The sequence below is a fragment of the Vibrio sp. dhg genome (genome assembly GCF_003443775.1).
Taxonomy (GTDB): domain Bacteria; phylum Pseudomonadota; class Gammaproteobacteria; order Enterobacterales; family Vibrionaceae; genus Vibrio; species Vibrio natriegens.
The window spans coordinates 1,562,492-1,586,348 of sequence record NZ_CP028944.1 but is presented as its reverse complement, the minus strand read 5'-3'; the positions used below and the strand labels follow the sequence as shown (position 1 = coordinate 1,586,348).

The 23,857-nt window shown below is 40.3% G+C and carries 24 protein-coding genes; 2 read left to right on the top strand and 22 right to left on the bottom strand.

Annotated elements, in window-relative coordinates; all coding sequences use genetic code 11:
- Positions 1–330 precede the first annotated feature (330 nt).
- The 20 genes from DBX26_RS22780 to yihU all read right to left on the bottom strand — a co-directional run bounded on the left by DBX26_RS22780 (position 331) and on the right by yihU (position 19,808).
- A complete protein-coding gene (locus tag DBX26_RS22780; protein ID WP_118120989.1) occupies positions 331–936 on the bottom strand; it encodes a hypothetical protein in 606 nt (201 codons plus the stop codon).
- Between the two features lie 137 nt (positions 937–1,073).
- Positions 1,074–1,250, bottom strand: coding sequence for a hypothetical protein (locus tag DBX26_RS25545; protein WP_155394588.1), 177 nt, complete (start codon positions 1,248–1,250; stop codon positions 1,074–1,076).
- A gap of 614 nt (positions 1,251–1,864) precedes the next feature.
- Positions 1,865–3,100 (bottom strand): His-Xaa-Ser system-associated MauG-like protein, encoded by a 1,236-nt coding sequence (locus DBX26_RS22770; RefSeq protein WP_005457553.1) that lies wholly within the window; start codon positions 3,098–3,100, stop codon positions 1,865–1,867.
- 2 nt (positions 3,101–3,102) lie between these two features.
- On the bottom strand, positions 3,103–3,459 hold the full coding sequence (locus DBX26_RS22765) for a TIGR03982 family His-Xaa-Ser system protein (protein ID WP_011106272.1): 357 nt from the start codon (positions 3,457–3,459) through the stop codon (positions 3,103–3,105).
- Positions 3,456–3,989, bottom strand: a complete 534-nt coding sequence (gene hxsA, locus DBX26_RS22760; RefSeq protein ID WP_011106271.1) for a His-Xaa-Ser repeat protein HxsA — start codon at positions 3,987–3,989, stop codon at positions 3,456–3,458. The genes DBX26_RS22765 and hxsA overlap by 4 nt, the downstream gene beginning before the upstream one ends.
- Positions 3,986–5,104: a His-Xaa-Ser system radical SAM maturase HxsC gene (gene hxsC / locus DBX26_RS22755; protein ID WP_005457560.1), complete on the bottom strand. Its 1,119-nt coding sequence runs from the start codon at positions 5,102–5,104 to the stop codon at positions 3,986–3,988. The genes hxsA and hxsC overlap by 4 nt, the downstream gene beginning before the upstream one ends.
- The gene (gene hxsB / locus DBX26_RS22750) at positions 5,097–6,494 is read right to left on the bottom strand and encodes a His-Xaa-Ser system radical SAM maturase HxsB (RefSeq protein WP_118120987.1); all 1,398 of its coding nucleotides are present in this window, start codon (positions 6,492–6,494) and stop codon (positions 5,097–5,099) included. The genes hxsC and hxsB overlap by 8 nt, the downstream gene beginning before the upstream one ends.
- A complete protein-coding gene (hxsD, locus tag DBX26_RS22745) occupies positions 6,491–6,766 on the bottom strand; it encodes a His-Xaa-Ser system protein HxsD (RefSeq protein WP_025559343.1) in 276 nt (91 codons plus the stop codon). Before hxsD ends, hxsB begins: the two co-directional genes overlap by 4 nt.
- Positions 6,767–7,317: 551 nt before the next feature.
- Positions 7,318–7,719 (bottom strand): DUF4440 domain-containing protein, encoded by a 402-nt coding sequence (locus DBX26_RS22735; RefSeq protein WP_118120986.1) that lies wholly within the window; start codon positions 7,717–7,719, stop codon positions 7,318–7,320.
- Positions 7,720–7,896: 177 nt separating this feature from the next.
- On the bottom strand, positions 7,897–8,490 hold the full coding sequence (locus DBX26_RS22730) for a glutathione S-transferase family protein (protein WP_118120985.1): 594 nt from the start codon (positions 8,488–8,490) through the stop codon (positions 7,897–7,899).
- A gap of 778 nt (positions 8,491–9,268) precedes the next feature.
- Positions 9,269–10,042, bottom strand: a complete 774-nt coding sequence (locus DBX26_RS22720) for a hypothetical protein (RefSeq protein WP_118120983.1) — start codon at positions 10,040–10,042, stop codon at positions 9,269–9,271.
- Positions 10,043–10,964: 922 nt separating this feature from the next.
- Positions 10,965–11,195, bottom strand: a complete 231-nt coding sequence (locus tag DBX26_RS22715) for a hypothetical protein (protein WP_118120982.1) — start codon at positions 11,193–11,195, stop codon at positions 10,965–10,967.
- Positions 11,196–11,200: 5 nt separating this feature from the next.
- Positions 11,201–11,890 carry a DeoR family transcriptional regulator gene (locus DBX26_RS22710; RefSeq protein ID WP_118120981.1) on the bottom strand — a complete coding sequence of 230 codons (690 nt, stop codon included), beginning with the start codon at positions 11,888–11,890 and terminating at the stop codon, positions 11,201–11,203.
- Between the two features lie 101 nt (positions 11,891–11,991).
- Positions 11,992–13,377 carry a carbohydrate porin gene (locus DBX26_RS22705; RefSeq protein WP_118120980.1) on the bottom strand — a complete coding sequence of 462 codons (1,386 nt, stop codon included), beginning with the start codon at positions 13,375–13,377 and terminating at the stop codon, positions 11,992–11,994.
- A 520-nt stretch (positions 13,378–13,897) separates the two neighbouring features.
- Positions 13,898–15,148: an AGE family epimerase/isomerase gene (locus DBX26_RS22700; protein WP_118120979.1), complete on the bottom strand. Its 1,251-nt coding sequence runs from the start codon at positions 15,146–15,148 to the stop codon at positions 13,898–13,900.
- A 59-nt stretch (positions 15,149–15,207) separates the two neighbouring features.
- Positions 15,208–15,474 carry a glucose PTS transporter subunit EIIB gene (locus DBX26_RS22695; protein WP_118120978.1) on the bottom strand — a complete coding sequence of 89 codons (267 nt, stop codon included), beginning with the start codon at positions 15,472–15,474 and terminating at the stop codon, positions 15,208–15,210.
- A gap of 192 nt (positions 15,475–15,666) precedes the next feature.
- Positions 15,667–16,956 (bottom strand): TRAP transporter large permease, encoded by a 1,290-nt coding sequence (locus DBX26_RS22690; protein WP_118120977.1) that lies wholly within the window; start codon positions 16,954–16,956, stop codon positions 15,667–15,669.
- 12 nt (positions 16,957–16,968) lie between these two features.
- Complete coding sequence (locus tag DBX26_RS22685; RefSeq protein ID WP_118120976.1) at positions 16,969–17,589, bottom strand: TRAP transporter small permease; 621 nt, start codon at positions 17,587–17,589, stop codon at positions 16,969–16,971.
- Between the two features lie 75 nt (positions 17,590–17,664).
- Positions 17,665–18,528 (bottom strand): class II fructose-bisphosphate aldolase, encoded by an 864-nt coding sequence (locus DBX26_RS22680; RefSeq protein ID WP_118120975.1) that lies wholly within the window; start codon positions 18,526–18,528, stop codon positions 17,665–17,667.
- 386 nt (positions 18,529–18,914) lie between these two features.
- A complete protein-coding gene (gene yihU / locus DBX26_RS22675) occupies positions 18,915–19,808 on the bottom strand; it encodes a sulfolactaldehyde 3-reductase (protein WP_118120974.1) in 894 nt (297 codons plus the stop codon).
- Positions 19,809–20,020: 212 nt separating this feature from the next.
- Between yihU and DBX26_RS22670 the strand changes: the two genes are divergently transcribed.
- Positions 20,021–20,908 (top strand): PfkB family carbohydrate kinase, encoded by an 888-nt coding sequence (locus DBX26_RS22670; RefSeq protein WP_118120973.1) that lies wholly within the window; start codon positions 20,021–20,023, stop codon positions 20,906–20,908.
- Positions 20,909–20,926: 18 nt separating this feature from the next.
- Positions 20,927–21,685 carry a DeoR/GlpR family DNA-binding transcription regulator gene (locus tag DBX26_RS22665; RefSeq protein ID WP_118120972.1) on the top strand — a complete coding sequence of 253 codons (759 nt, stop codon included), beginning with the start codon at positions 20,927–20,929 and terminating at the stop codon, positions 21,683–21,685.
- Between the two features lie 109 nt (positions 21,686–21,794).
- Here DBX26_RS22665 and DBX26_RS22660 read toward each other — a convergent pair whose 3' ends face one another.
- Both DBX26_RS22660 and DBX26_RS22655 read right to left on the bottom strand, forming a co-directional pair.
- Entirely contained in the window at positions 21,795–22,856 is a 1,062-nt protein-coding gene (locus DBX26_RS22660; RefSeq protein WP_118120971.1) for an aldose epimerase family protein, read from the bottom strand.
- A gap of 36 nt (positions 22,857–22,892) precedes the next feature.
- Positions 22,893–23,849, bottom strand: a complete 957-nt coding sequence (locus tag DBX26_RS22655; protein ID WP_118120970.1) for a glycyl-radical enzyme activating protein — start codon at positions 23,847–23,849, stop codon at positions 22,893–22,895.
- Positions 23,850–23,857: the final 8 nt, after the last annotated feature.

Genomic DNA, 23,857 nt, shown 5'->3' with positions numbered 1-23,857 from the left:
ACGCAATGGATGGAGATAGGTTAAGACCACTTGCGGAGAGCCTGTTAATGCGGCGGACATACCAAATGTCATCTAACGAATAAGGCACCGCAGTCGCGCAAAGTCATCAGGGTCACAACGTATGCGAATCGTTGATATAAAGACCGAATGTAGAGCGGCAGTCCAAAACCCATCACTTGAAGTTTAGCGGATGTTTGACAACCGGGGGAATCCATGTAGCCCTGTTAAGGTGTGAGCAACGCAATGCAGAAGCCTCGCAGAGCGCCTTAAACACTAAACGCAACGCATAGTAAAAATGCCACGCGTTGCGAATCACTCTTAAACAGTTTGTTATATACCGCTATCGACTAAAATTTTAGTCAGTGTTTCTTGGATATTGTTATCAAGACTATCTTTTACATGCGCTTGTTCATCTTGAGATAAAAGTGAGAACTGCGCGGGAAGCTCTTCGATGTCGAGAACCTTAACCCCTTTTAAGTAACACGTACTGCATTTGCTGTCGCCATCAATATATGGAACAACATTTAACGATACATATGTTATTGCACCCATTCGTTTACCAAAGATTGATTGTTGATGGACACCATAGCCGAAAGTATTCGATACACCATAAATATCTCTAGGTACAAGCTTTATAGCCATATCAACATCACCGATTTCTGACTCCGAGATAAGCTTAACCGCCATCCCTTTTGCCTCTACATAGTCTTTGACCGTTTTAACAAGTAAATCAGAGAAAGAACTATCTTTAACTGCATCATAATCGTTGTTAAATATCGTTGTACCAGTCGTTACAAAGTTAGGATATTCAGGAAACTCGTTAACTACCCCGACGGTTTCAACGTCCTTAAGATCTTGCGTTTTCAACGTAGATGCACAGCCTGTAAGAACTACTAACAATAACAATGAGTAAACTAACTTTATTTTATTTTTCACCTTTATTCTCCCTAGGTATATAACGCCCTGTTAAGGTGTGAGCAACGCAATACCGAAGCTCCCGCATACCACCTTAAACACTAAACGCAACGCATAGTAAAAATGCCAAGTGTTGCGAATCACTCTTAAACAGATTGTTATGAGTTTCGTTTTCCACTGAAATAGAAGCCTGTCACAGCACCAGTTAATGTACCTACAAACGCCAAAACTTCAGAGAAGTGTTCTTTGCTGCCTACTACAGTCATCATTATCGCTGTTGATATTATGTATAGAGCAATGATTGGACCAGTACGGTTCTTTAACCTTGAAGACATTGGCTCTACATTGCAATGTCCTTTGCATACTGAACAAACTAACCCATAAGCTGGAGTATGTTTGAGAATAAAATTACGCCTTGCACAAATTGCACATGAACCTCCATCTTTCCCTGATGTGCAAGTTCCTGTTCCTTTGCAATGCATACACTCATGGAAAGTTACGTCATTTGCCATATCACCTATATCCCTTTATTTGAAGTTTATTAGGAACTCATAACGCTTTTTATACGGCTTTTAGCCTCTTTTCACAATCCTATCATGCAGCCTTTTCTATCACAGTTCGATTGATAATCAACATGTTACATGTTAATGAGAGGTATTGGGTGTTAGAATGCAAAATGACCGACGCATAATTTTTAAAAAGCTTACTTGGACACTCCCTCGGATAACTACAGGTAAGGCAAACGTACAATCACATATTGTGAGTGAACATTCGCGCTGAGAAGGAATGGGACACTTTCGTGCTAGAAGGTGCCGAATGAAACAATTCTGTCGGATAGGCAACACCTGTTACCAGATGCCGCCCTCCTAAAAACCTTTGCATTCTGGAGTTAAGCGTTAGCAGTTCCTATCATTTACACCAAGCAAGTAATTCCTATAACAACCTAGCTCTACAGGGCATCCAGAAATGTCAGCAACTGACTAAGCTCACTTTCATCCACTCTAATCCAGCGTAGCATGTCACTGCGTCTGTCCAGCGATTCATTATTATCGAGAATCATTTGATCGGAGACTGTCGGATCCCGATAGTAGAAAATGGGACTGATATGATGCTTAACCACCCCTTTCAATGTAGGAAAAATACCATTATGTCCATATGGAGCCGTTTTAGATACCGCTACCAATGAAGGCGTTCTAAAAGCATATCTATCACTGTTGTCCAGAGTAACCAGTGCTCGACCAAAATCTTGTCCAAACATGTGGGGGCCTTGATTTCCCTGAGGAACACCAATTGAATGAAACGACATATCACTCATTAAGTCCCCAGAATGACAAGAAGCACAACGCGCCTTACCATAAAAAAGTATGGCACCGCGTTTTTGCACTTCTGACAATGCAGACGTATCGCCATTTATGTATTGTTCCCAAGCTGAAGGCGTACACTCCTCACTGACCTTCTGCCTTATGAAGCTTGCCAATGCATTACCAACCAAAGGTAACGTCAGGTCTGCCTGAGGTATGTTGGCAGATTCCATTGCGGCCAGCAGCATTCGAACATCAGGATCATTTTTTTCGAGTAGCCTTTCTTGAATGAAGGTATTTTGAGCAGGCACCTTGTCAGCATAGTATTGTGACTCAACTAGGTCGACATGCCGATTGGTATTGAATCGTTTACTGGTCCCGAGAAACTCGTCACGAGCCAACAGTGGTAAAACTGCCGCAACAGCGAGCGCAGAATCAAAGCCCAACGAGCTCCCCTCGCCAACGGGTGAAAAAATCTTTCCGTCAATAGCTTGAACCTTACCATCCCAAAAGAACGTATTGAATCGGCTATCACCCCGAGCAAAAAGAGTAAAAGCGTTACGCGGCACAACTGCGCCATCACTAGCTAACCTCTCCTCACCTTCACCTATCCCTCCAACACCAATCGCTAAAGGTAGCCCATCAGTGAGTGCCTTGTTATCAAGATGGCAATTAGCACAAGCAGTGTCCTTATCCCCACTCAACACAGGACGTTCAAAAACCACTTTGCCCACATCTGCCAAATACGAAGGTTCTTTCACCAACGGCTTTGAACAAACATTCCCTTCAAGCTCAAACGCTTGAATAGCCACCCTTAATGTCTCATCCAGAGACATGGCGCTAACCTGGAATGACGCAAACATAACAAGAAGCCAGGCTTTCACATTTACCTCTCCCTAAACCTATGTTGCTCTATCAATGGTTCAATAGAGCGTTGGTGCAGCTCTATTGCCTCCAGTCCAAGGTAACCAAGTACAGACTCTGGTACTCGCATTGCAAGCATGATCTTCCGAGTTTTGTCATATTCGTGGCACGCCAATAAATGTACTTTTGCTGTTTGGTTCAATGTGTTTGATTCCAATTGCTCAATATACCAAGTCTCATCCATCGCCAGAGAACACTCAGCGGTTTGCTCCATAAACTGATTTTTATAATAGAAGTATGCAAACACGGGTGAAACCACATAGATTCCTATCCAGGCGATACAACACAGTGAAATAATGAAGTAAAAAACACGCTTCATCGCGCAATAATCCCTAGTGAATTCAATGTCACCGTATCAAGGGTTTGCGAAACAGGTATATTGTTGTCCACTCGATAGGCATTTAATGCTTTACGAGTTTGCTTGCCCATAATCCCATCTATGATTCCCTTGTAGTAACCACTTGTATAGAGTGCGAACTGAACGCGGATGATAAGCTCCTTACGTTTTTCTAATTCCTCTGCAGTAGATACTGGTCGTTTGGTTGCAGGCGCTGTATAACTCGGGGTAGAAGGTTGAGTAAGAGGTTGGGATTTTTGCTTTTTAACTGGAGCACTATAGGTCGACCCCGCGGACGACCGATGGGAACTATGACTTCTGTGGCTACTGTGGCTCCGATGCGCAGCGATGTATAGGGGAATAGCCTCATTTAGTGGCGCTAACACAACCTTGTCGAGTAACAATTCATCTTTAACATCGAGCTCCTCCGGTGCTGCAGTACCTGCGTTGGCACCTGAGTTTAACGCGAAGAAACCTGGTAGTAAGGCAGCTAGATTGAAATTCCTTTTCATATTATTCTCCTTGGTGATGCATGATACTTTCCACGAGACGATGAAAAATAACCTCCACAACTGTCTTTTAACTGGCAATCTGAACACTCACTAGGGTAGTAGTTCTTCCAGTCTGATATAGATTTGACAGCGTACGACCTGATTGAAGAAGGTAAATGACAAAGTGGAAAATTAAACAGCGTCGGATTTAACCCGGCCATTTCAGCAGTCAACAGGCCCTTTATCAGGGCGTCTTCATAATCTTCTGGAGCACACTTTAGCGCTGACCAGTTTCTTTTAGCCCAACCAGTCGCTTCCAGGTTCATTATCGACAACTGCACAACACCAGAAAAAACACGAGCAACGTATTCGGCAACTTGTGGTAACTCGCTAGCGTTGTGTTGAGTCGGAATGAAGCGCACTTCCATCTTAATGCCTGAGTTTCCAGCGTTAATCATCCCAACGACCGTTTGTGAAAACGCGCCATCTCTTCCAACTAGATGATCATGAATTCGGCCTCTCACCGAATAGAGAGGAATACCGAAGGTGATATCGAGGCGACTAGCCATCAAAGCCAGCTGTCCAGTAAATTCTGAATCTGAAAATGCCCGCCCATTGGTCAGGACATGTAAACGAGTGTTGGGAGCATGGTCTGAGACAAACTCCAGAAATTTGATAAAAGCATCACCGTACAATAGTGGCTCCCCACCACTAATACCAACATCACCATCAAACCCAAATGCGGCTAGAGCGAGCGCTCCGTATGACAACAACCAGTCATCCCTTTCCTCTCGTGGAGGTTGCGAACAAAATAAGCAAAGGTTATTGCAGCGCTCGGTTACAAGCAGTGTGTTGTGATTGGCTCTTCGCGACAAAATAACCCGCAACTGTCCAAACTGGTTTATGTTAACCACATCACCATCATCTACAGAATTATGTAATGTCGCATGAGTGATAACACCAACAAAATCGTCACTAGCAGAATTCAGGTGCGCTTGTTGCTCCTTTGCAAGGAAGACCTGTTCTAAGTAACGACTGTCGCTCGTTCCTTTATCTTTGCGGATTTGATAAAAACCAGAGGTCGAAAATCCGTCCTCTTCCAACGAGAATGTATCGGGTCGAATGACGTTACTCATGTAACCACTCCTTAAGCATCTCACCAATGCCGTCTTCTGCGTATAGATGCTTAAGAATTAATGTGAACATTGCTTTGTGATACTGACAAAATCGAGAAAGGCTCTTATCGCCGATTGGCTCTCCAAAAACACTAATGTTTTGACAAGGGTCTGAGCCACAAAACGGTTGGTATGCACAGGAGGCACATCCCGGATGAACAGAAATAAAAGACTGAGACAATATTGATTTGTACAGACTGTTTGACTCGATGACTGGCTCTTGAATGGTTCCAAGTGAAAAATCGATATCGGGGTTGGTCTTTTGAAGCATCCGAGCCTCATCGCTTCCATATATACGACCATCATAATTGAACATGATACAGTTTAGGATTAGGCCGCTCGGGGATTTTAGGTCTGCGTATCCACTGTAATCCGCATCAAATATTCTTCTAAGGTGAATCAATGCAGAATGTTCGATGATTCTTTCCCCCGCGAGTCGCTTTCGGTTTAAGACCTTCAAGAGTTGTTCATAAAAAGCCATGAACGCCTTAATATCGTACGTCTTTGCATTCCCTTTATTGGCAAAACCGTAAGGGCTTATCGGGCGAACAAACATGTCGGAAAATCCAAGATCACTATGCGCATCGACGATATCTTCAGGCTTTTGCAACAACGCCTCGGTTACGGTGGTAACGGTAGCAACTCTATCCGGACCTAACCTACGTCTAATTTTTTCAACGCCTTGTTTCACCAGTTCAAAGGAATTTCCACCCTTCAATACTCGATTGGAGTTATGTGTGAACGCCCCTCCATCGAGTGAAGTTGAGAAATTAATAGGTTTGTCTTCACTCCATGTCAAAACGTCATCGTTCAGTAGAGAAAGGCTCGTTGCAATTACTATCTCAAACTGGTCGACACCCAGGTTAGAAACCGCCTCCTGATAGATCTTTTGAACGAGATCAAACCTTAAAAGAGGCTCGCCCCCCTGAATTTCCAGCTTGTATGGAGCATTTCCGAGGGAACGGATTCTTTGGAGCAAAAGGGGAATCAAGTCTGGATCTAGATCGTAGTTACTTGCTTTGACAGAGGCTCGGCTCACCTGGCAATAATGGCATGTGTGATCACATCTTAGCGTTGGCACAATCATAAATATGGGATTGAAGTTGAGCGCCGACATTAAGCGTTTTGACATACCCGAAGCGAGAGAGCCAACCGAAGCAGATTTGTATTCGTCATCACAAATAAAGAGCTTTCTTTCAAGCAACTCATCGATGACAGCATCATCGGTGGAGTTTTTATCTATCAGCGAATTGAGTTCCATTCTGCTTAAGTACGCATGAAACCCGGCCTGATTCGTTAATAACGCAATATCAGAGTCAAGAAACTCGAAGTTAAAAGGGAGTACGTTCATTTCGATAGCTTCTTCTCAACGGAGCTAAGAACAGCTGCGGAAATACCCTCCAGATAACTACTGGTTTTTTTTGATAATTTTTCTCGAAGCAGATAGTCATTCAACAGGCGTTCGAATTCCAGAATGATATCCTCATCTTGGGAAGAAAAATGGACGGTCCACCGTGTGTCTTCATCTGCTAGCTTCCAGGTGGTTAAAGGCGACATCCAATACAAAGCATGCCGGACAACCGACTCTGAGAAAGTACTTTTTTCTAATTGATGAATTAACATGTACACACCTTTTAATTGGATTTGCTCCCACAAAAGGCACGTTGAGTTTGTCGCTAAAGGAGTGCAAAACTATTATGTAAAGTGAAAATATAGCACCATATGCATTTTGTGGTTATGATGGTGGTCGCATTTGAGAGGGGGGGCGTTATTTAGTTTTGAGGCATAAGTACATTGATTTGATTCAAAAGAAATAGTTGCAATGCTTTTTGTAAGAAAAACAACAGCTCTCTACTCATCACCTTACTTCGCCACGGTTTAGATGCCTGATTGAAAGTCGTCCCCGAGCCTAGAGATCTAAAGATTGCTTCCATGATGGAGGTCGACATCACTCCTTACAAAACATTTGCCGACATTAAGAGCCGCCAATATTGTGAGCTTATTACCACCATCGAACGAAAATATATGTCTTTCAGAGCCCTTACTTGGCATTCCGTATACCCCACTACTTTGCTTAGAACATGTTAATGTTAGCCATTAGGAAAAATAGGTCAGTCTGTCGACAATACTTCGCTGATGCTCCTAGCTCAAAATCATTTTGGGGCAAACTCGTGCTAGTCGGCACTAGCGAACAAGGTTTGTATCGGTTCTAGTTCGAAGGGAGAGCAAGGTGTACCTTGATGGTACATCAATTGCCAGCAAGTACCGGTGAAGGCCCAAATGGAACAACGTTTGGCATAGTCACTGATTTCTCCACAGTCATTTACCAAAGCTGACTCGTACTTTAGTAGCTGAACCGACGGCTCAAGCTGAATACATTCATATTTCTGTGAATGAACTCGGGTGTTTGAAGGCTTTTCTGTTGCCATCATTTTGATGATAGAAGCAAAGTCATAAGAATTCCCAGACTTACCTATTTCTGAAAAGCTAGGATTGATTAAACGTTCAATATCCGTTTTATTTTGACGAGTTTCATATTGGTGTAATTCAATCTCTTGCTCTATGAGAACATCCATTTGACCTCCAAAATGTACAGGGCTGTAACAGCGGTTATCAAACACATAGTTAGCTATTACAAAAAGTAGGTCAATAACCGCCATATGTAGCTAGTCAAAAATCTAGGGATAAATGAGAATGGGGCACAAATAAGTCAAAACTACTTATCTTCGGTTTTGTTATTACACAGTTTCGGCTTATGGTTCTGACGCTACTACGCGCTCATTTTTTCTTATGTACCTTAAATGATTAGCGTAGAAGTCATTTTCAACACAACCATGTTGCAGTGCTTTCTTATATATTGAAGCTACAAATATATCTGCGAGACTAAAATCGGAACCTACTGCATAACCTGACTGTTTACATAAGCTAGAACTCAAAGTTTCGAGGCAACTTATTATCCAATCACCACGGAGTTTTCGTTTTTCAGCTTCATCAAGTTCAGGACGCAAAAACTTAAGTACCGTCCTATTTTGAGGAGAATGGATACTGGAATTAACATATTCACAAATACACCGAATACGGGTCTTTTCGTTTAGATTTCGACCCAGTAATGAACAACTATCAAATCGTTCATCTAGGTATTCTGCAATCGCCATTGACTCAGAAAAAACAAAACCATCAACTGATATAGACGGTACGTAACCAAACGAGTTTATAGCTAGGTAAGTTGTAGATAGTTCCTCAGAACTAACCTCAACTCTTTGATATGGGATAGATTTGAAATTGAGCGCCCATTCCACTCTTTCTGAGCTATTTGAACCTTTGGCGCTGTACAGCAGAACTTCCATATTTTCTCCTACCAATAAAAGATGGGTAGTTAATTTATCTCATACTTTGTGCATTAAATAAATTTGGCCAAAAATGAATTCATTAAATAATTCAAAATGCTCATTCTAACAAGGTTTGGGGCAAAAATGTTTCAGCCCAATCAACCCGAAACGAAGATGGACAAACGTTGCTAGTCATTTTGGTAAATTAAAAGTTTGCAAATAACTCAGGTATTGAAAAGTCGCTGTCTGGTTTTCGTTGTACAGTTCAGTTGTAACGGAGTTCAATGATACATGGTTAAAATATCGGCATTATGATGCGCTTACTCTAGAGGTTCTTTTAAATGCTAAAAACGCGAAGAAAACAAAATTTACTGGAGGGAAAAACGCAAAGATCAATGAGAAAATGGCACCTAGCTTTCCTTTGTTAACTTTACTTTTTCCTAAACGATAACCGACGATTACATTAAATAACACGTACAGCAACAACAATGGAATTATGATGAAAGAGATCGGAAACATGGTTGCCTCTTAAATTAATAAATTATCATTACTCAATCTAGAGCATATCAATTACAATCACAACATAAAAATCTAACAAGAAAGTCACACGAAAATACAAAGCGAGATAATCTCGATATTGAGTTGTTCGATATTTGAATCTAAAAACCTATTTTTAAGGCAACCTTCGTTATGTTGCGCAAACTCACTTCGGAGCGGAAACGATTCACAGGGTTCCCGTCCTACCATATCTCGTTAGGATTAGCTTTGGTGAAATGACACAAACTAGAGTAAGGACTTAATAATCATACCACTTCCCGTAAACTCCCCATGAAGCTAGGTAATACCTGAACGTAATATAGTCATTAAAGTTATTAGCTTCCATTTTGAAGCCATGTTTGCGGTTCTGGTTCTTATCACAACCGCTTCGAGTATAAATCTTGATGGTCTCAGTTAACTCAAAGCTATTTACTAATTTATAAGCATTTGTCATCATTTTCTCTGGTGAAGATACGCCATCAGTAAAGCAAAATCGTTTTGTAAATATATTCTTTTGCTCATGGTAACGCTTATAGTCTAGGAAAATTAATTCGTCCTCACGACTAGGTTCACTTCGAACAACTACTGTTTCATACATTATTTCTGACATTTCAAGTTGACGACCTGTGTCATCTTCTAACACCAGCATTTCAAGAGGTGAAGAGAAAAGTTTATAAAAAAAGTCATCGACCCGAATCATAAATGAATCGATTACTTTTAGTGCAACATCTTTCTCAAAATGAACACGATATGGGGCAACTAATATCTCTTTATCAAGGCAACCCGCACATGCATTCGTTAGTTCAATTAGTACATACTCAGTGTTATACAAGAAGCGACATCTTGAATTAATAGCAACATATTTAGGTAGATCATTGCATACACCTAAACCTGATAAGTACCCCATCGGACGCTTCATTTTAACCACGTCACCGACATACTTAGATTCATAGTCAATGACTTCGCAGTTACCATCAAACGTCCCATAAGGGAGCAATGATAGGGTGACCAGAAGTAACAACACCTTCTTCATATATTCCTATGAATACCCTTACATACGTAAAAATCGCATTAGTAAGTGTAGGTCAAACATTGAACTGAGTTTAAATGCATTAATTTACAGGTAGCAAACTTTTGGGCACTTTCGTGCTAGAAAGTACCGAATAAAACAGTTCAGCCTGACACGCCTTTGGTGATTTTTCACCAAAATCTCAATTTGTGGGACATCGTTTCTAACTAATTAGAAAAAACACCCTGAAACTTAAATGATTGTTATATAAATCATTCTCCGATAGTGACACCCCAAGCTTGCTGAGACGTTCTAAACTTTGGATAGGCTTTCCGATGATAGATCGAGGGTACGCCAACCTTCGATTACCTTCAATTTATTGGTGTGGCTAGGCCTATAAAGTGACACTCCTACCTTCTAAAAATCAGAATCTTACATGATTATAAGAACCATATAGTGACATTTATGGTTACCATAAGGTGTCATTGACTAGAAATCGGTAACGCCTTAGCAGTTTGAATGTAAGAAACATTCTTACAGCTTTGCATGTCTGTCTTGCTTCAAAAATGGAAATAAGATAGTCATTACAATATGAAACGGCGATAGACAAAATATAGAAAATACCTCAGGTGCTTATAACTGCCTTATCTTGATTTTGAAGTAGTAAGAACCTCTATCCCTAGCTCTTTTCGGCAGAGTAACCCAATAGAGTCGTTACCAGTTTCGGTCATGGCGCTCATCAACTTGCCTTATGTAGAGAAGTTACAGATTTGTTCTTTATGCGTTTGCAGCATGGAGGAAAAACTTTGAACACTGAGTATTTTGATCGAATAATTCACTTGGTCTTAAGTGTCCAATCCAACTGGAGAAAATCTGAATCAATAAATTGCAATAATAAAACGCTCTTTACTTTATGAAATACCGTTGTTTTTCATATGATAAATTATTAACCATCTCTTAGATTTATATCTTTTAACTTGTTTATATATGCAGAAAGTTTTATTGCGAAATACCCTGAAAAAATTAGTATAAGAGCATACATACCACTGATAGCATCAAATTCCAATAACATGAATTTATTTATAAAAAGATATAAAAAAACCCCACAAATTGCGGTCAGTATCCAGTAATTAGCTCTAGCATGTTCTAACTCATACTCTATTTTATCGTTATCCAAAGTTATTACTCCCCATCAAAGATATTATCAAAACTGTCTGTTGAACAAACTTTATATACACAATTATTCGAATAATGTTTTTTCCTATTATCTTTAATAAGATAACTGTATTCTGCTTTCTCTATAGCAAGCCGATTTAATGTCGCTCTAGATAAATTTTCACTTAGCATATACCCTTCACTATCAATATATTCAGATTCGACAATGGCGATATCGATAGATTCAAAAATATCTTTATTAATATATTCTGAAAAATTAATGTCTAAGTCTTCACTTGAAGAAGAATTTCCAAAGAAAAACATCCGTATTTTATCTTTATGCTTGATTAATTGATACACATTAATATCATTAGTAAAAACTTTAATATTAATATTGGGTAAAGAATCCGCTAAACATTCAGAAACACAAGAAGCCTCCATATAAATATTACATCCTTCAAATATAAATGGAATAATGTTATTTATAATATTCATCCCATTTTCTATTTCTTCTAGTTTCGTCTTCCTAACTTTCTTTGCTCCTCCATGATAAATATTCAAATTATTTTCACTTGCAAGAACATTAAGATCACGTCTGATAGTGTGAGTGCTAACATTAAAGTATTTTGCGATATCCTTTGTACTTATATCCTCAGATTCTTCATACATTGCTAATATTTTTTCTCTACGAAGTAATTGCATATACTTTTTTTTCATACTTCCCTTAATATAAACTAAGTAGAATTGTAAAAAATAATAATTAAAGGGGGATATTCTTCCCCCTTATACACTAATTAATTTCTACCTAGAGAGCGTATTTAGAACCAAATCTCAGCCTGTGCACCGAACGTAAAGCTATCATCCTCATTAGAACTGTACCCGTCTAAACTACCCGCATTGTAGTCACCAGTGTATTTCGCGTATGTTGCATAAAAACGGATTTCAGGACGACTAAAGAATGCTTTGTTAAGCTTTAACGTCGGTGCGATAGTAAATGTAGCTAACCCCCCCTCTTCTTCTTCCGTATCACTTGAATAACTACTACCGTTGTAACCAGCTTCAAGCTGCAACGCTAGATTTTGATTGAAGTAATAAGAAGTTCGCCCACCAATAGTCCACCATGTGTTGTCGCTACCCTCAAAGTCCACATCGTCCTTCTGTTGGAACAAGGCGATTGTATTAATGTCCCAGTTACCAAACGATGCCAAACCATCGACAAACACACGGTAGTTCTGGCCGCCGTCATTCGATTGGTTAGTATCACCATGGCGACCTAAAAATGCAGCTGAAGTACCAGAAGCGTATTGCGCGACGTACTTCACTCGACCATCTGTTAAACCAAAATAAGTTGGCTGAGTGTAGTTTACCATGACGTGTGCGCCTGCTTTGGCTGTTTCACCGACATAAGAACTTTCCACGCCGTCGATTGTTTTTGTCACAGAGTAAGTACTATTCTCGCTATTTGTCTGTACGCTACCAGTTAACCACCAATGACCAGTGCGATATTCTACGCCAAGTGTATGTGTTCTTGGTCTAGCGTCATCTTCATAAGTAACAGTTGTGCCGTTCTCATCAGTGTAGGTTTTATCTCCATCACTATCATGGGAAGTCAAGAATAGATCCAATTTACCGTTACTTAACTCAATCCCTTTTACACCAATACCTGGAGAACGAATTTCATAATATTTTCGGTCCAAAATATGAATATCATCAGACCAGTTAACGCGTCCAGCCCAAAATAAAGCCTCTGGAGAAAAATCTAAATTACCCATTTCTACGTAAGCTTTGTCCATAAAAATGGTTTTATTCTGAGTATCAAAAACCCAACGTCTTGCATCACGATCTTCGTATACTAAACCAAAATAAGCTTTTGCCCATGCTCCACTATCAGTATTGAATTTACGACTAAAATTAGTAGCAGCGTAGTTACTCTCACCACCACCAAGACGGTAGAACGCTCCGGCGTTTGGTGCTTGTATAGTTGAATTTCCGGATCCCGAACCGTTTTCGTTAGACGTAAATCCAGCACGAAAATAACCGTGCCATTGCACTGCTTCATCTTTTTGCTTATTGAGTTCAACTTCCATATCTTCAATAGCTTGAGCATTTTTTTGACTTAAGTCTTCTGCGTTTGCATTTATAGAGGACACAGCTAAGCTCGCACAGATTAGATGTGAAATAGAAAAAGGAGTTATCTGTTTCATTTATATTATCCTGAATGTAGGGTTTAACATATGTTATTTATATTTTAAGTGTATAAAATCCTCTCCCCATTAAATGTTTAATAGAGAAAGAAAGCATTTCAGCCCTAGACTTCTTATAGGAAAATCATAAAAACCAAGTTTAATAAAAACACTTCAACCTACAATTAAATTAAAATTTAATTCAATTTAACATTGTAAATTGGCTTAACGAACTAATTATAAAGTTATTATTCCTTGGATTATCTTTAAATATTTATGACTAACAATAATCAATTAAATTTAAGTGGATAGATTTAATCTACGTTAGTTAATATAAACATTCCTAGGTATTGTCTAATTTAAGGTGATTCGGATGTTACTTTTAAAGGCAACATCCAATTTATTGGCCCTTTATTTAATCGAAGACAATTACAGACTCACAGAACTTTTATTCACTTTTAACGAATTAGAACCGCAAGTGATTACCACGACCAAACCTGCATGAGTCACCCCAGCAGTACTGAGGATTTCGCGTAATTATCTACTTTAAATTGACATCAAGTAATCCATCAGCCAGCGCTGGGGCTAAGCCTGGTGTCAAAGGAAGACGCGGAATAACTAAGCAGTGCATTAGGTGGTAAATATCCTGTTTTCCATCCCATACCTTGCTACCACCAGCCTGATTATTAACATCAAGTTCTTGCCACCATGAACAACCTTCATAGTCAATTAGGTATGTCCGACAATAATCCCACCACGTACGATACCAATCTTCATACTTCTTATCACCAGTTACTGTATAAAGGGCATAAGCCGTACCGATTGCTTCTACAGGAGCCCAGCGAATGCGTTCTCTAACTACTGGCTTACCTTCCCAGTCAACGGAATAGATAAAGCCTGGCGCTCCATCAACATTCCATGCATCACGAACTGTCGCGTCAAATAGACCAATCGCATCTTCCAATAGCCAATCAGGACAATGAACACCAATATTTTGTAGCGTTGCACGTAGGTGACATATTAAGCGGCCCCATTCTATCCAGTGACCTGGGGTGCCTCCGTACGCGCGGAAGTGACTAGCTGGCGTATCTTTGTTGTAATCTGGTACCGTGTTCCAATCGGAATCGAAATGCTCGTTTACACGGTAGTTCAGGCCTTTTGCCGTCTTGTTGATCATGAATTCTGTTATGTTTAGGGCGCGTTCTAACCATTTCTGATCTTTTGTGACATCATATACAATCAGGAATGCTTCCACAGAGTGCATAGCCATATTACCACCACGATAATCTTCGGTCTCAGTCCAAGTTTGATCCCAAGACTCGTAACACATCTGCTTTTCTTCAACCCAGAAGCGTTCTTCGTAAACATTAATCGCTTCATCTAGTAGCGCTTGTGCGCGAGGGTGACCCGTTGTTACCGCGCTTGCTGCACCTAATAGAACGAACGCATGCTGGTAGCCTTGTTTAGACGAATCTATGATGCCTTCGCCTTCATTATCGATGGTTGCGTACCAACCGCCATATTCTTTATCTTTTAGAGGACCTTCAAGCGCAGCAATACCATGCTCGACCAAATCGTACGCACCTGGGCGCCCCATATGTGCCGCTAGAGCATAGCAGTGAAGCATACGCGCTGTAATCCAAAGCCGAGTCCCCATTTCCTCACGCACGTTACCGTTATTCCCTATCCAACCAAAACCATTTGGAACAACAGAATTACGGCCAAACTCGAAAATGCGGTCGGTCTCAGTTTCCAACCACGAAGTGTGAGAACGATTATTAATCCATTTCATATCAACTTTACCTATAATAAAAAATCTATGTATCTAACGCATAACAGCAATTTTCTTTGCTAAATGGTCGCTTGTTTTCTTAATTCTTCAGCTAAGTTATGTACATCAAAGAACACAACTTGGATTTGGTTTTCGGGTAAGTGGATAAACCCCAACGCTCCTTGTCGTCGAAGAAGCTTTTCATCTACAGAGCCCATATCTTCCACTTGAATACGAAGGCGAGTAGCACAATTGTCTATGTTTCCATCTCTAATGTTATCGATACCACCAAGTGCTGTGAGTATCTTCTGAGCTTTTGCGGCTAAATTACCTTTATCTTTAATCATCTTTGCTCTCCTTAGGCGGAGTCTAAGTAGTCGCTCCCCCTACAATAGGTTTTGCTAAAATCTTTAGCGTCTATTCGAGTCGAATTGTCATTACTATAAGCGTTGCACTAACCGTCTTAGTGTTTATTTGTAGATACCCACTGTTAATAAACGGATTAGTTTCTGGCTCAAATGCAAATATTAATTACGTGGTTACATGATCCCGAACAACTGAGGTAAACCAATGACAAGTTGAGGAAAGCAAGAAATTACGAAAATCAATGCAATTTCAACTATAAGAAACGGAATAATCTTCTTAGATATTTCTGAGACTGGCACCTTAGAAACGCCCGATGCTACAAATAAAACCAACCCCATAGGCGGTGTCGCTAGGCCAATCGACAAGTTTGCACACATAACAACACCGAAGTGAACTGGGTCGATACCTGCATTAATCATAATTGGGGCAAAGATTGGTGCAAAAATCAGAATCGCGGGCCCTGCATCAAGGAACATACCAATGATAAAGAGTAGTACGTTGATAATCGCAAAGAGCAGGTATGGGTTGTCTGTAATACCATTCATAAAACCAGCAACCATGTCCGACACACCGGATAAACTGATTAGAGAAGCGAACCCGCTTGCAGCGGCTACAATAATAAGAATAGATGCTGCATTTACCGCAACCTTAGCAAACAACGCATAAGTTGCCTTAACGTTAGTTACCTTGATGATAAAAAGAGATACTGCAATTGCGTAAGCCACTGCAACAGCTGCCGCCTCCGTCGGTGTAAAAATACCGCCGTAAATACCACCAAGAATAATGATTGGTGTTAACAATGGGACAATCGCTAACTTGAATGCTTGCTGACGTTCCATCGCTGGAGCGCGTTCCATCGCTTTTACATCAGGATACTTACGAATTTGGTAGCGATTCATAATCATCAGGCCAATACAAAATATGAGACCTGGCGTTACACCCGCTAAGAACATTGCTGCGACAGAAGTGTTCATTACAAACGCATAAAGAAGCATGATGCCCGACGGCGGAATGATGTTGCCCAGTACAGTGGCTGCGGCAGTCAATGCTGCAGAGTAACCAGTATCGTATTTGTATTTTTTCATTTCCGGGATTAGCATGCCGCCAATCGCAGAAGTCGCAGCAACTGCCGATCCTGTTAGAGCTCCGAAGATAGTTGATGCTAGAATAACAACATGGCCAAGACCACCTCGAAGATGTTGAACCATAGTTTGAGCAAAAGCGATGATACGTGGAGTAATACCGCCCGCTGTCATACACTCCCCTGCAAGCATAAAGAAAGGTAGTGCTAATAAGAGAAAACTATCCAAGCCGGAATACAAACGCTGATAAAGCATATTTGCAAAAAGCATTTGGTCGTTTTGGAACAGCGTAATCATAGGTGATAAGCCAAGTGTAAATAGTACTGGTACACCAATGATTAATAGAATTAAAAAATAAAGTAAGAAAATTGGAGAAACCATTTTAACGCCTCCTTAAGCCGCAGTTTTAGATTCAAACGACTGCGTTTCGTTTGGCTCTTCAGCTGGCTTGTCTTCAGCCTCCGAAGCTTCAAACAATTCAGCTGTGTTACCTGTTTTAGACACATCTTCAAAGTCACCAATCATGCCTCGAAGTGATGCAATACATTTTTGCAACGCATATAGGATGGTTAATGCCATCATGACAGGTGGAATTATGTATATGTAGAACATTGGTATTGGAAGACTATCAGCCATTACAGAACCAGTCTGAAAGAAGTTCAGACCAAACTTGATCCAAACAACAAAGACTAGAATCGCAGAGATATGTGCTAATAGAGCGAGGAACGCAAAAAAACGAGGTGTTTTCTTTTCTAGGATTTCTGTCACAAATGTCATTGCTATATTTTTGTCCGTTAAATAAACAAACGGCAAACATAGATATGTCATATATATCATCAGGAATCTCGACGATTCATCTGTCCAGCTAAGTGGGATATTTAGTACATAGCGATATAGTACTTGTGCAACAACAATAAGTGTCATAGTTAGCAGGAGGATACCCGCCACATGGCGTAGCACCTTTGACAGAGGGGTCGTTACCGTGTTTAACGCTTTTTCGATGGCTCTTAACATGGAATCACCATTATTAGATTAGAGAGACTATGGGTGCTGAGGTTTCAACACCCATAGTCGGTTATTTCTTTGTTATTATTTTGCTTTTCCGTTTGATCCAAATAAGCGGATCTTGTGTTGAACTACTTCCTTCATAGAAGCAATCCCTGTATTCATTACATCGGCAAGAATGTAGTCAGTCTCGTTGTCTTTCCAGTGTGTCTGTACACCCGTAATGAAACCTTGACGTAGCTCAGTGTCTACGTTGATCTTGGCAACGCCACGTTTAACAGCCTCTAAAATTTGATCATCTGGTACACCAGAACCACCATGCAGTACGATTGGTTTTTTAACCGCTTCTTTAATTTCTGAAAGACGGTCAAATTTTAGTTCAGGTGTTGTCTTGTAAACACCGTGTGCTGTACCGATAGATACTGCTAGGTAGTGAACTCCAGTACGTTCAGAGAAATCTAACGCTTCCTCCACTGTTGTGATCATCGCATCTTTCTCGTCTACAGTGATGTCATCTTCAGTGCCGCCAATTTTACCAATTTCCCCTTCCGCACCTAAACCAAGAGCATTCGCAACGTCTACTACTGCTTTTGTAACGCGAATATTTTCTTCAAATGGAAGTGCAGAACCGTCATACATTAGCGACTGGAAGTCGCGTGTTGCCGCTTCGATACATTGTTCGAATTTACGGCTATGGTCTAAATGAACACAAATAGGAACAGTTATTTTGTGATATTGAATAAGAGAGTCCACAGCATCACGAAGCGGTTTCATCCCCATTTCGTTTATAGCCTTCTGACCAATCTGAATCATGATTGGAGACTGTTCTTCTTGGGCAGCTAATAGAACTGCTTTAATAGTTTCTAAATTATGTGCAGTGAACGCGCCAATAGCGTAACCATTATTCCACGCATCTTGAATCATTGTTTTACCTGATAAGTAAGGCATGACTTTCCTTCCTTTATATAAATTTCGATTTCTAAGACTTTTGTCTCTTTGACTACAAGTTAGCAATTCAACTTGTCCATTTCTGTTATCCACACAACAAACATGTCAATTAAGTGACATTTAATTCCAAAAATGTACGCGTAATCACAAATTCCAATGTTAAGCGATTCACGTATAACTGCAGTAATTAATTAAAAATACAGTTCTAAATAGAAATTAAAAGACATCCAAACAACCGTAAGAAACTGATATTAAGTTAATTTTAATCATCTTAATTACGATCTGAGTTCTTAACTAAATACAATGAGGACCACGAGAACTCACATGTCATAAAATTTTAAATAAAATACAAAAACCACCTTATTGACAATCACAATAATTAGGTTCTATTTCACCTTCGGTTCCAAACCTGAAGTTACTCTAAGTTGCTCAAGAATCGCAGTCCAATCTTGACGACCACGACCTGCTGCGCGTGCAATACTGTATAACTCACGAGATGCAGCCCCGCATGGCATTGGAACATTAACCTGGTTGGCAAGATCTAGAGCAATTCCAAGATCTTTGTGTGCAAGGTCAACCATAAATACAGGAGATAGATCACCCGCGAGAACTTTACCTGGCCAAGTTGTGGTAAAATGCCCTTTACCAGCAGGGGTTCCACTCATCACCTTCATAGCAGTATCCCAATCAAGCCCAATCGCCTCTGCGAGTGTTGCAGCCTCTGCCGATAATGCATTAAGGGCAATACTCATATAGTTATTGATGATTTTGATACGGATACCTTTGCCAGCACCACCAGCGTCAACGGTTTCTGATCCCATACAATCAAATAGTGGTTGAGCACGCTCGATTTGCTCTTTCGTACCGCCAGCCATAATCAATAACTCACCTCGAACAGCATGCTCAGAGGTTCGCCCCACTGGTGCTTCCATCATAGAAAAGCCTTTATCGCTCATTTCCTGAATCAACAAATCAGTATCAAGTGGGTCGATAGTCGACATATCAATAAGCAGCGCATTTTTATCTAAAGCTGACGCAATTCCGTGTTCACCAAAAATTACGTTTTTTACTAGTTTCCCATTTGGAAGCATTGTGACTACAAATTCAGAATCCAATGCAGCGTCAGCTGGAGAAACAGCTGCTTTCGCTCCACTTTCAACTAATGTCTGAACAGCAACTTCATTAATATCAAATACTTTTAATGTGTGACCTCCTTTGATTAGATTAAGTGCCATGGGTGTGCCCATTTGACCTAAGCCAATAAATCCGATTTGAGACATATCTTATTCCTTCACGTTAGCGGTTAAGTTGAGTTCAATATAAACACTATTGGACATTTAAACCACTATAAATGTCACATTTTGTCGTTTTTTGTCATTTTTTAATTGATTTGTGATTGTTATCCTAGATAAATATCATAATGTAAATATACTAACGACATTACTTTGTAGGCTTAACAACCCAATTACGTGGATAACTTAAGAGAAGAACTATGACAATTGCATGTGTAGGTATTACAGTACTTGATCGAATTCAGCGTGTAGACAGTCTGCCAACGACAGGCGGAAAATATGTAGCCAAAGATTACTTTGAAGTTGGTGGAGGCCCAGCAGCTACAGCAGCAGTAGCGGTAGCAAAATTAGGCCACAAAGTGGATTTCATTGGTCGTGTCGGTCAAGACAGTGTTGCTCAAACTATGTTAACTGAACTAGAAGAGTACGGCGTTAATGTGGAAAACATGGTATGTGTTGAAGGAGCTTCATCTGCATTTTCAGCAGTACTAGTTGATGACGAAGGTGAACGAATGATCATTAATTACCAAGATCAGACATTAAGTCGCAACCCCGAACCTCTTGAGAAAATCGACTTTTCTCAATACAAAACTATTTTGACGGACGTACGTTGGCCAGAAGGAGCAAAATATGCTTTGGAACAAGCAAAAGAGTACAATATCCCGTCAGTTCTTGATGCTGATATCGCTCCAGACCCAATTGATGACCTAGTGAAGTTAGCAGACCATGTTGCTTTTTCGGAGCCTGGACTTAAAAAGTTTACTGGATGTTCTGACCCAATAGAAGGATTAAAACTTGCACAAAAACAAACAGACGGTATGGTTTATGTCACAGTCGGGTCAAAAGGTTGCTATTGGTTAGAAGGTAAAGATATTCTCCACGAACCGGTTGTCCAAGTAGATGTAGTTGATACAACAGGCGCAGGTGATGTCTTTCATGGTGCTTTAGCGGTTGCTGTCGCAGAATCTAAACAAAATCGCGAATCTATTGTTTTCTCAAATACTGTTGCCGCGTTAAAATGTACAAAAAAAGGTGGTCGAGAAGGCATTCCGACTAGGCTAGAAGTGGATCAAATATTACAAAAGTAAACAAAGCGAAGTATTGATGTGACAAACCCCAGACAAGATAAGTTAATTCAACTAGTCAATGACAAAGGCTATTACGGTGTAGAAGAACTCGCAGAGCTACTTGATGTGTCTACACAGACTATTCGTCGAGATATAAAAAAACTCAGCAATGATCGCTTGGTAATACGTCACCACGGCGGAGCAAGCTCTCCTGCAACCAAGAACAATCTAGACTATGAAGTGCGCAAGGTTTCAGATACAGATCAGAAGCATGCCATCGGTCAAGCGATCGCTGATATGATTCCTGATGGTTCAACTGTGTTTATTACTATAGGTACAACTGCAGAAATAATAGCCAGTCACTTAGCTAACAAAACTAATTTACAGGTTATTACAAATAGTCTGAGAGTTGCGAGTGTTCTCCATACAAACAAATCTATGGATGTTTTGATACCAAGTGGTAAAGTAAAAGCCTTTAACGGTGGAATTGTTGGCACAGAAGCAATGGATTTCATCTCTAACTTCCGTTTTGACTATTTAATAACTAGTGCCGCATCAATTGATGTCGACGGTACCCTACTAGAATATGATTTAAATGAAACATTGATAACTCAAACCGTAATGAAGTCTTCGCGGCATGTATTAGTTGCAATGGACTCTAGCAAGTTTATTCCAAAGGGATCGATTACATTAGCAAATATACAAGATGTGACTTGTTTCTTCACTGATACTCAACCAAGCCCTTCAATCGAAGCCGCAGCTAAGCAAGGTGAAACCGAGTTAGTTATCTGCTCATAATCAATTCAAAAAGCGACTCTTAAACAGTCGCTTTTTTAATTTTAAGTGTGTTAAATATAAAAAGCTCTGTTTTTCAAAATGAACAGAGTAATGTATCAGTAACACCACGTTACTTTATCGAGAAACGGTGAATGGTTTTCTCTTCAAATACCTCACCCGGATTCAAACGCGTAGTTGGAAAACACTCTTTGTTAGGACTATCAGGGAAATGCTGAGTTTCTAAACACAAACCATGACACGACTCATAACGTTTACCATGGCGACCAAACCAACGTTTGTTTGAAAGCTTAAAACCATTGTAAAACTGAACTGCTGGCTGAGTCGTAAGTACTGTCATCATTCGACCACTACTTGGATCATATAGCTCCGCTGCGTATTTGTACTCACCTTCTTTTATATTACCATCAAGAATGAAGTTATGGTCAAAGCCGCCGTCTTTCATTCTTGCTTTGTTATCACCAATACAAGTTGCTACGGTAAAATCTAACCCTGAGTCTCTGACCGAGCAAACCTCACCAGTTGGGATCATATTCTCATCCACTGGCGTGTAAAATAGTGAAAATAGCTTCAACTCATGCTTGTCTACTACACCAGAGTCATGACCAGCAAGGTTGTAGTAACTGTGATTACATAGATTAACCACGGTTGGCTTATCCGTCATGGCTTTGAAGTTATAGTGAACTTGATTGAGCTCATCTAAACCTACTGTATGAGTTACCAATAAGTTGCCACCATAACCCGACTCCCCATCAGCCGAAATCCTGCTAAAGTGAACAAAGATCGCCTCTCGTTGCTCTTCAACAGTAAAGTCCCATACATACTTATCGAACCCCTTGGTTCCACCATGCAAATGTTGTCCAGTTGGTAGTTCATTGACTTCTAAAACGAACTTCTCTCCATCAAGTGTGTAGCAACCATTCTCGATTCGGTTTGCATAGCGACCAGCCACAGCACCAAAGAAAGGATGACCCCCTAGGTATTTTTGTAAGCTCTCATATCCAAGCACAACTTCAGCTCTGTCACCATTGCGATCAAGGCATTCTATCGATGTAACGATGCAACCATAGTTGGTAACCCGAAGCACCATACCCTGGCTATTTTTGAGCGTAAACAGTTTGACGGGAGTCGTTTGTCCCTCGACCACACCCCAGTTTTCTTCCAATAATTTCACGTTATGACCTCTTGTTTATGTTTTATTGGAGCTTTTCTATGCTACTTGTTTTTCTTTAGTTCCTACAGAGCAGTGTATCCCGCGTCCATTAAAGTAGTCGGCTATTTCGCTCACTCGAACCTGAAAATTATGACGATCAAACGAAAGCTCTTTCATTTTGTAGGGTAACCCTAGAGACTGATATTTCTCTTCCCCCAAGCGCATAAAGCTCAGTAATTGCAGTACCTTAACTCGCCCTTGCAACTCAAATTCAATGAAATCTGCAGTTGCGTAAATATTTTGGTCATTGTCATTAATCGTTGGAATCACTGGAATTCGTAATATCAACTCCTTACCAGACTCTGTTAAAGACTTAATATTTCGTAGAATTTTACTATTATCGACTCCGGTATAGATTTTATGTTTATAGGTATCCATAAGTTTAATATCGGAGATAAACAAATCAGTATAAGGCATCACCTTCTCGATGAGATTCCAGTTGGCATAAAAACTCGACTCCAAACAAGTATGGATTCCCTTTTCCTTGCAAGCCCTGAAGAGCTCTAATACAAAGTCACTTTGCAGCAAAGGCTCTCCACCAGACACTGTAACTCCACCACCAGAACGCTCATAAAATCCTCTATCTTTTAAAATCAGCGCCATGCAATCATCAACGGACATCAACTGTCCCCATTGCTTGATAGCTTCTGAAGGACAATCTTCTACACACCTCATACAGCTTAAGCACTGATCACTATCAATTTGCTTCAACATAGAGTCAGAGTAAATCAGCACATTACTATCAGGGCATACTTCTTGACATGTTCCACAATGCTCGATTGATATACATTTACGGTGATAAACCCCAACCTCTATGAAACGCTTGAAGCTCTCTGGGTTACCGCACCAATCACAGCGGAGCGGGCAACCTTTAAGAAAAATTTCAGTACGTATTCCCGGTCCATCGTGTAGAGTAAATCGCTGAACGTTTAGTACCGTTGCTAGTTTTGACACAATAAGCC